The sequence below is a fragment of the Chryseobacterium cupriresistens genome, assembly GCF_046614675.1.
GTDB lineage: Bacteria > Bacteroidota > Bacteroidia > Flavobacteriales > Weeksellaceae > Chryseobacterium > Chryseobacterium cupriresistens.
This window is the reverse complement of sequence record NZ_JBKKJT010000003.1, coordinates 477,113-490,956: the sequence shown is the minus strand read 5'-3', so window position 1 is coordinate 490,956 and position 13,844 is coordinate 477,113. Positions and strand designations below refer to the sequence as shown.

Here is a 13,844-nt window from a genome sequence, read left to right as displayed (position 1 = left end):
TTCCATTTCTTAAAAAGAATAATTCAGACCAATGGGATATTTGTATTTTTTGAAGAATCTCCAAATTCATCTTTGACAATTTTAATTGACCTCCAGGAGTTACTCATAATAATTTAATGATAAAGAAAACTAACACATCAGAATCATTTATTATAAGCTACTATATCAAAATATAATCCATAAGAATATATTAAAAAAAACACTACATTAATTGCTAAAAACAGCCATTTAAATTTGTTTTTGATTTTTATTGAATTAATACAGCCATATAAACTATATAAGCCACCTATTAAGGAAAGAGTAATCATAACATTTTGTGTCGTTAAGAATGTATAATCACTTTTAGAAAAAATTACTATTAAAAGGAAATAAGCAATATTAATTAGTAAAATTATAATATTTTTTCTCATGGTTTCTTTTTTTCTTTTGTATTTAACTCTTTTACTACAGCATTGTATGCATTATAGCGATATTTATTATCAATTTGTGTATGAGCTGCACTTACAGGTACATTTATTCCTTTGGTCTTTGAAGGATCATTAATTTCGATATCTTCTCCACCTATCCCAGAATGCATGAATCCATCATTTTTATTATAATAATTAACAGCAGTCTTAACATTAGATGGTATGTTATCATCATCTATCCCAGCTCTTGGATCATCAGCTATATCTAATGTAAATAACAAATCAACTTTGATATTAGGATGTTCATTTACAAGTTCAACCTCATTGTCAGCTCCCATACTATGTCCAACCATAATTAATTTACCGTTCGGACTCTGTTTCCTAAAACTTTGAATTGATGATAAAATATCATTTTTAGTATTTTCCCCTTTTGAAGAGGCAAAGATACCTACTTGTGTTGTTTTGCTATTCAGATTATTAATAATTCCTATACCATCATAATCTATTCCTCCATCCTTATTTGTTTTAACAAAATTTTGAGCTTGTGTTGCCCCATTAGGTGGATTCCCTACCCATCCTTGAGTTACAATAACTAAGTTTTTAGTAGTTTTATTTATTTCCATAGGCTCTAATCCTTCCAATTCTCTTGCATCAACAACTCTGTTTCCACTGAAAGCATAAGTTGACCAGGTGTTATACTTTTCACTTAATGGATCAACATTAAAGAACCTTCCCATCGCAGCATCATAGTTCCTCCATCTATAAGAACTCCAGCCTGTTTCCGATTGTTTCTCCTGTCCTTGTGTGGAATATGTATAGTTTGGAGTTATTGAATTAACAATATTTAATTCTCCTCCAAACTCCAATCCGAAGGGATAAAAATGGGTAGTTCTATCCACTTTCAGGTTTCCAGAAGCATCCTTATAATACGCCAGTCTGATATTCCCCAACTGATCTGTATAATTGTAAATATACTTATTCTGAACGAAATCAAAGTACCCTTCTGAAGTAGGTACGAAACTTAGTACATCATTGGCATACTGAAATCCGTCCAAATAGTCTGTTTTCTCAATGGTTTCTAAATTGGTTCTTCCTGAGCCATAGGTATGGATTTTAGCCAACTTAATCCCGTTTGCATTATATAGGTATTTTGTATTGACATAAAAGGTATTCAGCCAATCATGAGAGACGTATTGTTTGTCAAATTTTATAAAGTTGGGAAGATTGAGGTAATTATAATCAATCTGTAACATGCCTTTATCTAAATGGCTTGTCATATTCCCGTTACTGTCGTATGTAAAAGGATTTCCGGAAGTGCTGGGATAACCTGCATAATTTCCCGAAGCATCACTTACTGTTGTAAGCCTGTTGCCTGAATAAACATAGCTAAGGTTATCCATCTGTAGCACTCCGACTCCCTCTAATTGTCTGTTTCTCTTTAAAGTCTGGATATTTCCATTTACATCATAGGTTAGGGCTTCATTGTAGTAATTATTCTGTGGAACGGTGGTATTGGGTTCAGAATAGATCCCGTTTTTTAACCTGTTTAATACATCGTACTGATAATTATACCTGCTAAATGGTCTGCCATCAGCTGCCTGCCAGTCTATTTCTGCAATATTCCCATTATATTTTCCTGTAGAAACAGTGGAGTACACAGGATTATGGTATTTGATCTCATAGGCAAAGAGCTTCCCGTTTAAATTCGCAGGATCATTCACTTTCGTAATCCATCCTCTGATATTGTAGCTCTGGTCTATAGACTGCAAAGGGGTACCGGTGGTATTCCCAGTCTTTTTATTCACAAGCTGTCCAAGATCATTGTAGGTGTTTTCTGCCAACAGTTCTTCTGGTTGGCTGTTCACCTTATGATAATGTTTCAGCAGTCTTTTTTGATCATCATACACAAAACTTTCTTTGATCACCACTTCAGCATCTGAACTTCCTTTCTTATGATAGGTATAGCTTTCATCTACAGCACCTGTGAAATCAAGCTTGAATTCCTTTTTGGTATAACCTCCTAAATGATTCCAGCTTTTCTCCGCAACTTTTCCGCCTTTGGTATTGTAATAGAAATAGGTTTTGGTCCAGTTGTCATCCTCAATATTTTTAACATATGACGCTGTGGGAAGACCTTGGGTTGTAACACCTCCATTGAGAGCCTTATCATCATTTATAACGTACTGCTCAAGAATTTTTGAGGGCGGAAACTCTTTAGTATCCCTTGGATAAGAATCATAATAATTAACGGAAAGAAGCGTCTGAAAATTAGTAAAAAGAGTGTTGGTATAATAAACCATAAACCCATTTTTGCTGAAACCTGTGGCAGTAGGTGTTTCGCTAATAACAAGGTTCTTGATTTGTCCTTGTAGGTCTGCGCGGCTTCCTCCATCAATAAGTCCGGTATAGGCAACGCGACCAAAGACATCATATTTGGTCAACAGCCATTGTCCTTTATTTTTAAGGTTTACATCTTGAGTAAGCACGGGGCGGTCGGCAGCATCATACACTACAGATTCCCAATCGTCCCTTCCCGGTAGTCTTTTTTCCACCTGCCTATCCTGACCATCGTAGCGGTACTGGTAGCAAAGGCTGTTTATAATCTCAGTAGTAACAACATTGTTATTCTCCTCAATTTTCTTTACTGCCAGCGCAGGAATCACAAATGCTTTTTGCCCGTATTCATTGTAGACATAATAAGTGTCAATATTTTGTATCCCATCATTCCGGCGTACCAACAACGTCTCGCCACGTCCGTTCTGGAACTCTGTTACAGGAGTTCCGTCTTCATCAGTTACCGTATTTTTGTATAATGTCTTTGCAGTATAAAATTCACTTCCCGGTACTATCGATAAAGAGGAAACGGTTTTATTATCCGTTCCGACCGTACTGGTAGTTGTAGTGGTGATAAATTTCTTGACCTCACTTCCCAGGTTTGTTTCATACTTAAATTTCTGGGTATGGCCGCTGCTCATCTTCCAGGGATCACCTGGCTGGGCCACTTGCAGTATCCTGTCCAATGGAGAATTTTCTATCTGCTTTTCTGTGTAGGCATTGGCCGCTCCATAATAAGAATTAGCCGTACTCTCATTCACAATTCCGGTATGGATTGCTGAATTGAGGGTATTAGCCGGGACAGGAAGGATATCCTTATCCTTTCTTCCAAACCCATCATAGGTAATGGGCGTCACCAGATCCTTTCCGGTAGTGGTTACTTTTACGCTAATGATCTGTTTTGGCCTTCCCAATCCGTCAAAATAGGTGATGGTTTCCGTTTTCTTACTGCAATCACCATTTAAACAGGTTTTGGATTGTATATAGTTTTCTGTCGTACTTTGTGCATAGGTTGTTAGCGCTGTAAACAGCAGACCTAATAATTTTATTCTTTTCATGATGCATTACGGCTTATAGTTGTACTTGAATTCTTTAACCACCTTATAACTAAAGGTTCCGGCGTTGTCTCTTTCCCTTACCTGAATCTGCTTCAATCGGTTTGAACTGTCATAAATATACAGCTCTCTAACTCCTGATGGTGGTGTGATGGTGGTTACTCCCACCAAAGGATCATAAGTATATTTGGTTACCATACCTATAGGCTGAAATGCATCAAGGGCCTGCAATAATTCACCTTCTTTAGTTGGATCAGCGGCATCTTCGTTGGATTTGGTCACTATAGTACTGATAGAGCCTTCTATTTGGCTATAAGTAGAACCAACAACTTTTGCAATCGGCTGGGTCTGGTTATACCCCCACACAATACTTACAGGTGTACCATCTTTCTCCCTGTACTGAAGAATATTTCCTTTATCATCATATTTTTCATAGGTTATTTCCTTAGAGGCAACAGTAGGGCTTAATGAATCATTGGAATATTCAGATAGGGGCAGTGCTAAATTTCCGGTTACTGCATGTGGCAGAGCCGTTGGATAAAACGTTTCTTCTCTTGACATGACCTTGGTAATTCCGTTTGTTGTCTGTCGTGTATTGTTAACCAAGGGGATACCTATCATATTTTTAGATATCAACAATTGGTTGTTTTTCTCATGGGCATAAGCATATAATGTTTCTCTTAAACTATTATCCGAATATGTTACTTTTTCCCTGATAGGGCTTAAGTGTTTATAGTTCGAATCATAAAAATAGTCAGTTCGCTCCGACAATTGCTGATTATTGAAATAGGTCTTTGATATGATGCTTTTTTGTTTTACCCAAGCAGAAGAGATTGTATAACGTTCGACATTATAATATGCTCTATAGCTTGGCGGGTAAGGTGAACCAACAGCAATAAACAGGTGATAACCATTTATTAAAAGAGAATAAGGCTTAATTACTAAAGAAGGCTCGGCAGGATTATAGTCATTTGAAAATTTATTAAAATAATAATCATTTTCATATACAAAATCAGTACTTTTAACTAATTGGTCTGATGAGTTAAAATATTCTTTCTTTTTGATCTGACCTAGATTATATTTCCCATCAAAATAGGTAAACATAGTAGGATTAACCACAATTGGATTTTGCCCTCTAATATTGGAATATGTATCCACAACTTTATAACTATCTTGATTTCCGACAAATTTTGTCTGCACCCTGTCATAAACTATTGGCTTTCCATTAACTGTACTTGAATTGAAACTGCCATTGTTACCAATCATCGTTATCTGACAAATCTGACTATTTGGATCTGCTGATATAGGCGCAGTGTAAATATAATTTACGGGGTCACCCACATAGTTTCCTGTAGATTTCCCCTGATCATCATTATAATTATATTCAACACTCTGCGCAACAGCATTATTTTCATCCTTTTTGGTAATTTTTTTTACTCTTAAGCCTCCTGTTTTATAGTTTCCAATAGTGTTTGTTGTTATTTCTTCTGTCCAGCTCAGGCCGAATGTTGCAGAATAATCTTCCAGATTGATATGCGGCGGCTCGCCATGCAAATTAACTTTCATAATTCTTAACCTATAGGCATCCCTTCTTGGTACTGGAACAGGTAGTGATCCGGTAAATATAAAATTGCTCAGAATGTTATTATTCGTATCCAGAATTTGCCCCTCAAAATAAGATTTCACAGGTAGATCAGGGGTCGAATTATCCGGGTTTACAGGGCTGGAAAAGTAAGAAGTAAAGGTTACCGTATTGCTATCAGATCCAACAATTTTATGTCCGGCAATTGAAAACTCATAATAAGGAGCAACATCTTCATCAACCATCGCGCTCTTTGGTTCAAAAGTTGTCTGCTGTCTCGATATATAGTAATCATCGCCTTCATATTCAATTTCCATACTCCCTCCAGTAGGGTACTGAATTTTCTTTAAACTACCCGATATGGCATAATCAAGATGTTGTTCTTTATCAATATTTTCTCCATAATTTTTCCCCGCAAATCGTGTAAAAGGTATTCCGGTAATAGAACCCTTACCGTTTGAAAAACCAAAGTGATCTGTCGCATCAGAGAGTCTATTTGGCAAACTCTTTTCCTCATTATAGGTTAACTTATACTTTGAACCATCATTTAAATTAACAACCTCTTTTAGTTTAAGTCTTTTGGCAGTGGTAGCGTCATTAGCTATTACTTCGGCACTGTTAAAATAATCTTTAATTAAATTAAAAGCTAATACCTGTTGGTTACCATTCTTTACAGAAATTTTATCCAGAGAAAGACCATTGTTCAAATCCTGCCTGCTACCAGAATAAGTGAACTCCACTTTTTCATTTCCAACTTTTATACTCTCTATTGATTCTTCGTCAAAAACTTCTGTTGTGCTCAGAAATTCTCTATACACTGAACTCATTGTGGAGTATTGACAGTCTTTGCTAATCTCATACCTTTTAGTAAGATTACTTATATATTTATAATAATCAGTTTTAATATAGGAAAAGTTGATTTCTTTCCCCGATGGAAATTTAATTTTATCTATCTTATAATCAGTCATCGATAACAAATAGTCATCATCTGTAGGTATTGAACCTCCGAGTGTTCTGGTTTGATTCGAAGGTGAAAAATAATAGATAATTCCCTGATCATCTGTTATTTCAAATAGTACACCATTCAAAACTATTTTGATATTATTATAAGGAACCTGGATGACCTGACCCGTACTGCTCAGATAAAACTCCCCCGAAAATTTTCCAATAGAATACGAGAAGATATCGGGTTGGGTGTCATGTTTTTTACCTGGTATATCTGGATTATTTGCATTAAATCCCGTAACATTGGCCGCTAGACCATTATCGTCTTCAACCTCATTAGGTTTAAATGAAACCGGGTTTATATAGGGAATCCAGCCACGGTCATCAGCTCCAAATATCTGTTTGGACAGAGAAACCCCTCCTATACTTAAAGACCAGCCCAAGCCAACTTTAGTGGCAACCTCCCTCACTTTTACGCCCGAAGCATGGTTTTTTAATTCAATGGGTAATGTATAACCATCTACATTTATTGTGTAGATTGGTATATCTACTCCTATAGTTCCCGTGGATGTTGCATTAGGAATATCTATAAATTTAGAGAGCTGGCTAACATCTGGACTCTTTACCGTTATTGCAAATTTATTTGTTGGAGCAACCCCAGATTGTCCCAATAAATGCATTGCTGATAATGTTCCCAACAGCATTATTGTTTTCTTCATTTTGTTTTATTTCTTAATTAATTTAGCATTCGCCGTTTTGTTGTTATCCGTTTTTATCGTCACCAGATAAGCTCCCTGAACCAAAGCCTGTGTATTAATCTTAGTCACTCTGTTCTTAGTTTTAATACTCTGAAGCTGTCTTCCACTCATATCATACAACAGAATATCTGCATCTTTAAAATCAAATCCGATTTCTACGTAAGTATAATCAGAAACAGGATTTGGATAGATTTTGATATCGTATTTTTCAATCAGCTGATCAACCTGTTTATCTCCTAACTTGACAATCTTCCAGTTTTCTTTACCCAGTTCTTCTGCGCTGGTTCCGGCCAAAATAATTGATCCGTCTCTGTTCAGCTTTAAATCAGAAAGTCTTTCTTCTTTTTGTCTGGATTCTCCTTTGACGTGTTTTCTCCACTGCTCATTTCCGTTCTGATCCAAATAGAGCATCCAGAAGGTTTCATCATCGGTTTCTACTCTTCCTTCGGCTTGAGTATAACCTCCTAATAAAATTCCTTTGGAAGATTTATCATCTACCGAATGAAGAACGCTCATACTCATCAGAATATCACGATTTTTGAAATTGTAAGATTTTTGCCATTGCTCTTCGCCTCTTTCATTCAAGGAAATCAGCCATAAGTCTGTTCCTTCTTCCAATCCGACAGTTTTGTTTCCTGATCTTTCTGATCTGGATTCTCCACCAATGATAAAACCAGTTGAAGTTAACGCCAGGGTTCTCAGATGATCATCACCTTTTCCTCCAAAATTCTTTTCCCATTCAACTTTTCCGTTTTTGTCCAATTTCACGATCCAGTAATCACCCTCACCATAATTGCTGCTGGATTTTGACATCTGGTTAATTGCTTTTGAAGTAGCAGACTGCTGTTTGCTGAGTGAATGATTACCTGCATCAGATACCGAAGCACGAACCTCGGAGCTTCTTGAGTAAATACCAAGTAATGCTCCGCCATCTTTCGTTGGAATCATCTTTTCTACTTCGTCTAAGCCTTTTCCACCTAAAATTAACTGGGAAAGTTCTTTTCCGTTTTTATCCAGTCTGATAATCCAGACGTCTTTGGAACCATAACCTTTTGAAGAATGCTGTACATTACCGGCCACAAAGAATCCTAAATCTGTTGTTTGAATAACAGATCTTGCTTCTTCATCGGAAGAACTTCCGAGTGTCTTTTGCCATAATTCATCACCAAATTCATTAATTCTGATCAGCCAGACGTCTGATCCTCCTTTGGAATCCTCTTTTTTATCAAGACCTTTCCCAGAATAGGATGTTCCTGCTAGAAAAAATCCGCCATCTTGCGTAGTAACTGTTGCTGATAAATAATCATGGTTCTGTCCTGAGAAATATTTTTCCCAGGCCTCTTGTCCCTGCTGATTGAGCTTTACAAGGTGAAAATCGTAACCGTTGTTTTGCTTACTGACTGAAGGTTGTTGCTTTTTGCTTTGAATAGAGCTTCCCGTAATAAGGTACTGTTGATCGATAGTTGTAGTGACCTGACTCAAAAAATCCTGGGTATAGGATTTGATGTCTTTCTGCCACACCACTTCTTGGGCGGTTAAGCTCAAGACCGTACATAAAGTAAATGCACCGAGATAAAGTTTTCTCATAGATGTTTTAAAAATTCTGCGCGAATTTAATATTATTTGGTATTAAACAACATGGGAAAATCCCCATTTTTTCGTGTTTTTTTTATTTGGTATTGATCATGAAACACTTACAGATATATCTTAATTTTTGAGACAAAAATATATTGCCATTACGACAGAACTTGTCGTTTTTTATCGTTATAAAAATATTCTATTTTTAAAAAATCTTGTAGATCAAGTTCAATGTAAAAAATAAGGTACTTTATCAATTCTTGAAATATTACTCCAAAGCCTCGTAGAGCGAATCAGCAACTTTGTTAGGACGCAAGGACTTTCAAAGTTGCGAATGAGCTCCTAACTTTTGCAGACAGTTTGTAAAAAGCACAGTGCTACATTCTCCTGCGCACCCTTTTCTTTATCCTGTTTGTTTCTTCTCTACACTCATTCTGTTTTTCTATATGCTCGTTTTTTGCTGTCGTTGTTGTCGGTGTATTGATTGTCACATGAGAATGATGCTTCTTTTTTGCAATGAGATACTCATTTAAATCTTTGTGATCTGAATAAACATGGGAAAAGTCCTTGGCGTGGGGATAAGCTTTTAGAATCTTCCGTGCGCATTCTCTGCCTGCGGGATCATTATCCAAAAACAGGCTTATCTCAAAGTACGAATCAAGTAGCGCTAAAGCCTTTTGAAGCATTGCCGTAGAATTTAATACCAGCAGATCTCCCTCGAAAGATTTTTGCATTTCGATAAAAGACAGGGCATCTGTAAAGCCTTCAAAAACCGCTATTTTTTGATTAGTTGTATTCTTTTGGGTTTTGTTATTGCTGACCGATTCGGTTTCTTTTGGAAATGATAGGACAGTAATATCTTTTTTATGTAAAGCCCCTTTGTAGAAAGCGTTTCTAAGCTCCCAACCCTCAGAATTATTCTTAAAACCTACGGCATAAAGTTGTTTGTTCTCGATGGTAAACCATAATTCTTTGATAAATGGATATACTTTTCCACTTAAACCTCTTTCATAGAGATAAGAGATTAGATTAGGATGAGCAATATCCATAATCCTGTCTATATGATAATTAGGATGAGATTTTAAAGGTTTTGCTTGCTGGTGAAAAGAAGAAAAATTTTGCTTGGATGCCCATTCTAAAGCTCCTTTTACCGATATATTAAAATATTTCTGAATAAAATCGGTCGTGGTACCGCCTGTTCCTTGTGAGAAGAGATACCAGAGGTTCTTCGGCCTGTCAACTTTAAAAGAGGCATTGGATTCAGGCCCAAAAGGACTGAGATACCATGCTTCTTTTTCATTTTGTCGGGTTGGAAGATGTCCGAGAAAAACGAGGACTTCTTCCAGCCCTATGGAATTTAATTGCTTACAGTTCATTTTGCTTCATCTATTTTTCAGAAGATAGCAAAGTGTCCAATGAAACTGGATAATATGGCGGATAGTGGCTGTATTTGTCCTTTAGTTTCTTAATGGTCCGATTTATAGCTCGTCATATTAGGACAGAAAAGGAAAAACAGTACCTATCAATACAGCAATACGTTAATATCCGAATTCATGTATTTAATTTGTCATATCGCTGGCTTTATAGCTTTATATATTGCTGACAAATTAAAATCATAAGAAGATGAAATCATTACACGCTGACATGATGACTTTACAATTTGGTATGCTTATATAATGATAATTAGCAGTTTTATAAAAATGCTAACGGCATAGTAGACTGGCTTTATAATGATGCATAAGGTACTAAATTAACAGAAAAAAGATGATAAATACTTAATCTGATATCCTATGGAAAATAAAAACCTATTTAATCATAACAATGAAACAGGTGATCCTATGAAAAAGAAAAACTTAACTGAGAGCTCCGGCCAAACGGGACAAAAATTGGATGATCATCGGCGTGTAAGCGACGATGATTATTTAAAGCATGCCATGGAGCCGGATACGTCTATAAATGCTGAACCTGGGAAAAGCAAATCATCTGTGGGTGGAACCAGACGGTCAAAATCTCAGAGATTAACGGAAAAGGAATATTTTGAAACCTTCTTTAAAATTCCAAAACAAAATGCAAGCAAAGGGAGGACTGTATACATCCGTCCAGAATTCCATCAGAAATTCTTAAAGCTAATCGCCGGACTTGAAATTGACAGGCTGACAATGTATGCTTATCTGGACAATATCATTGAACATCATTTTAAGGAGTTTGAAGAATTGATTTATAAGATTTATGAAGATAGAAACAAACCATTATTTTAAGCATGTATGCTAAATATCCTTTCACCGAAAGGAGCAACTTATCTTTTGAGCAGCTCGGAATAATTTCCGCAGCTCAAAACAACTTGCCCTGTGGGACTTAAAACACGCTCCGAAGTCGCTATGTTATATTAAATAGATAAAAAATAAGCCATTATTTATATGGCTGCAGGTTACTGTCAAACTCATCTATAAAATACAAATAGGACAATAAAAGCCAAAAGAAGCCCTTGTATACCACTTTAACATAACGGATCATTTACAGCAATAATTTGCAAAAAAAATGATCCGTTATGTTATACAAAGAAACTGTCAGCAATGAAATGTGGGAGCTACTCCAAAAGCTGATGAAAGATGAAAAACTCAAAGACTTCATCTTAGTCGGAGGGACTGCATTATCCCTAAAAATAGGACATCGAAAATCAGTAGATATAGATTTATTCACCACAAAAGATTTTGATTCACAGGAGATGCTTTATTACCTGAATCAAAAGTATGATGCAATCATTACGGAAAGCAGACTTTTTAGCAATACTGTACTTACCCATATTAATGATATAAAGGTTGATATCGTTACCCACAAATATCCTTTATTAAATCCTGTAGAAATGTACGAAGGTATTTGAATGATCTCTAATGAGGATATTGGTGCGATGAAACTCCATGCCATTTTTCAGAGTGGAAAAAGGTTAAAAGATTTTGTGGATATGTATTTTCTTCTGGAAGAGAAACCTCTTAAGGACTATCTTCAGGCATATGAGAAAAAATATGACGGTCATGATTTTTTAGCTGCTTATGCACTTTCCTTTTTTGGCAATATTGATTTTGATAAGGCTTTTGATGTTTCAATGATGAAAGAAAAAGAGAACAATTGGCCAAGAATGTCAGAGCGTTTGAAAAAAGCAACTGTTAATCCTGAAATGAAATTTGAGATAAATTTTAAACAGGAAAATGGAAAGAAACCGCCAAAAAAAGGTAGAGGTTTTCGCCGATAATTATTGCGTAAACTAATGAAATTCAGTATATTTACAGTATGAAAAATATGGTAAAAAATGCTCATAAGCCCAATCTTCATCACAAATATTTCTGGGATACGGATATAGATAAAGTGGACTGGCAAAAAATGTATGTTGCAGTTATCACCCGTATTATCGAAAGAGGGGGGCAAAAAGAAGTTGACGAGATCGTCCGTTTTTACGGTCGTGAAAAGGTTTTAAAAGCATTAAAGGATGAGATCTTCTTTCTTCCCAATTATGCAATAGAAGATGCTCTTAGATTCTTTCCTGAACTTAAGAAGGAAGAAATGTACTGTTATCTGAACCGCAAGGATAAACCCTACCACTGGATATAGTTGATAAATAGGCTCAAATGATGATAAATTTATGGAAAAGGAGATCATAAAAGACCAAGAAGGCAATCCGGTTTCTGTTGTGCTGGATTATAGGGAATGGGTACTGATTGAAACTTATTTAAACCATCAAAATATCAATTTCAATGTGCTTCAAAATCCCCTTGACTGGTATGTTCTTACAGAAAGCATGAATTCCATACTTAATGAACTGATTGCCTATGCAGGAAGGGAACGTTTTTTAGAACTCAGGAAGAAGAATCCTAAGTTAAAAAGAATCGAAAACTTAAAAGAGTTTTCAGAAGAGATAAGGAAGATCAACAGAAATTCGGATAATTTTAGGGATGTCGGTCGCATGAGAAATATTATTGATACTTATGCCCCGCTGTTAGAGGAAATCAACAATGGTAAACAGGTCTATTGATCAGCTTGAAAAGTTCCGTGAGCGATATCGGTTATCAGAAAAGGATTTTGACGATATATTTGACATCATTGTCGAAGAATTAACGGCAGGTTATCTACCGTCCGAATATCCAAAGGCTATTATTTTGGGTGGAGCCCCCGGATCGGGAAAAACAGAACTCGAAAAGGAAGAAAGTGCTATGCTGGGCGATAATGCTGTGATCTGTAATGCGGACAATCTCAGGGATTTTCATCCCTTATCGAAGAGATTCAAAAAGAGGTATCCCACCTTCTACCCTGAAATTACAGCGGAATATGCCCAGAGATGGAATGATCTTTTATGTGAATACTGTCAGGCTAAGCGTCTGAATTTTATTCTTGAAACAACTTTTTCATCCGGTAAACGCCTGGATGATACCATCAGGCAAATCAAAGACAGTGATTATGAAGCGAATATTATGTTAGTCGCCGTGAATCCCCGTCTGAGTCTGTTAGGGACTTTTATCCGTTATGAAAACAGCATTGAAAATCTTGGCCTTGGAAGGAGGGTCTCAAAACAAGCTCATGACATCCGCTATAATGCGATCCCCATAACAACACAATATGTAGCAAGCAGTTCACTATACGATAATATCTACATATACTCACGCAATATCTCACTTGAGTATTCCAGTCTGTTTAAAGGATTGACATTAGCTTGCCACAACCCAACAGATGTACTTCAAATATATAATGAGGAAATTCATAGTCCCTGGCATCCAAAGCTGGAGGAATATTTTATGCAATCCTGCAATGATGTATGGGAGATGATGTGTAAACGCTCAGCAGATCCGGCTGAAATAGATCGTTTCAGGGAGGATCTGGGAATAGTTAATGCTGTTTCTGGTAATATAGAACTGAAAATGTAGAACAAAAATTGCCACTGAACGCAATATTAATACGTATCACCATTTCATCATATATTTTTATACATGAACCTAAGGGGCGGAGGCTTATGGTTTATATTAAAATAGTATTGTAATGGAAACATGAAATCCATCATTGTTCTGAAATAAACCGCATTCTTATTGCAGTGTTCATCGTTTTGATTAACGAAAGATGTCGTAAAAAATAATAAGCCCAAATAATTTTCTTCTGAATATTTGCGATATTATCCCTGATTTATAAGAGGAGATATTAA

10 protein-coding genes are annotated in these 13,844 nt (G+C 36.1%); 6 read left to right on the top strand and 4 right to left on the bottom strand.

Annotated elements, in window-relative coordinates; translation table 11 throughout:
* Positions 1-406: 406 nt before the first annotated feature.
* The 4 genes from ACLI50_RS11100 to ACLI50_RS11085 all read right to left on the bottom strand — a co-directional run bounded on the left by ACLI50_RS11100 (position 407) and on the right by ACLI50_RS11085 (position 10,035).
* Entirely contained in the window at positions 407-3,799 is a 3,393-nt protein-coding gene (locus ACLI50_RS11100) for a DUF6443 domain-containing protein (RefSeq protein ID WP_411413784.1), read from the bottom strand.
* 6 nt (positions 3,800-3,805) lie between these two features.
* The gene (locus ACLI50_RS11095; protein ID WP_411413783.1) at positions 3,806-7,042 is read right to left on the bottom strand and encodes an RHS repeat domain-containing protein; all 3,237 of its coding nucleotides are present in this window, start codon (positions 7,040-7,042) and stop codon (positions 3,806-3,808) included.
* Between the two features lie 6 nt (positions 7,043-7,048).
* Positions 7,049-8,668 carry a T9SS type A sorting domain-containing protein gene (locus ACLI50_RS11090; RefSeq protein ID WP_411413782.1) on the bottom strand — a complete coding sequence of 540 codons (1,620 nt, stop codon included), beginning with the start codon at positions 8,666-8,668 and terminating at the stop codon, positions 7,049-7,051.
* Positions 8,669-9,036: 368 nt separating this feature from the next.
* Positions 9,037-10,035, bottom strand: a complete 999-nt coding sequence (locus tag ACLI50_RS11085; RefSeq protein WP_411413781.1) for a DUF8464 domain-containing protein — start codon at positions 10,033-10,035, stop codon at positions 9,037-9,039.
* 414 nt (positions 10,036-10,449) lie between these two features.
* Here ACLI50_RS11085 and ACLI50_RS11080 point away from each other — a divergent pair, with 414 nt between their 5' ends.
* The 6 genes from ACLI50_RS11080 (at position 10,450) to ACLI50_RS11055 (ending at position 13,572) form a co-directional block, all read left to right on the top strand.
* Positions 10,450-10,917: a DUF3408 domain-containing protein gene (locus ACLI50_RS11080; protein ID WP_411413780.1), complete on the top strand. Its 468-nt coding sequence runs from the start codon at positions 10,450-10,452 to the stop codon at positions 10,915-10,917.
* 290 nt (positions 10,918-11,207) lie between these two features.
* Positions 11,208-11,540: a nucleotidyl transferase AbiEii/AbiGii toxin family protein gene (locus ACLI50_RS11075; RefSeq protein ID WP_411413779.1), complete on the top strand. Its 333-nt coding sequence runs from the start codon at positions 11,208-11,210 to the stop codon at positions 11,538-11,540.
* Positions 11,541-11,909 carry a nucleotidyl transferase AbiEii/AbiGii toxin family protein gene (locus ACLI50_RS11070; protein ID WP_411413778.1) on the top strand — a complete coding sequence of 123 codons (369 nt, stop codon included), beginning with the start codon at positions 11,541-11,543 and terminating at the stop codon, positions 11,907-11,909.
* Positions 11,910-11,956: 47 nt separating this feature from the next.
* Complete coding sequence (locus tag ACLI50_RS11065) at positions 11,957-12,265, top strand: DUF6922 domain-containing protein (RefSeq protein WP_411413777.1); 309 nt, start codon at positions 11,957-11,959, stop codon at positions 12,263-12,265.
* 31 nt (positions 12,266-12,296) lie between these two features.
* Positions 12,297-12,686 (top strand): hypothetical protein, encoded by a 390-nt coding sequence (locus tag ACLI50_RS11060; RefSeq protein WP_411413776.1) that lies wholly within the window; start codon positions 12,297-12,299, stop codon positions 12,684-12,686.
* On the top strand, positions 12,667-13,572 hold the full coding sequence (locus ACLI50_RS11055; protein ID WP_411413775.1) for a zeta toxin family protein: 906 nt from the start codon (positions 12,667-12,669) through the stop codon (positions 13,570-13,572). Before ACLI50_RS11060 ends, ACLI50_RS11055 begins: the two co-directional genes overlap by 20 nt.
* Positions 13,573-13,844 lie beyond the last annotated feature (272 nt).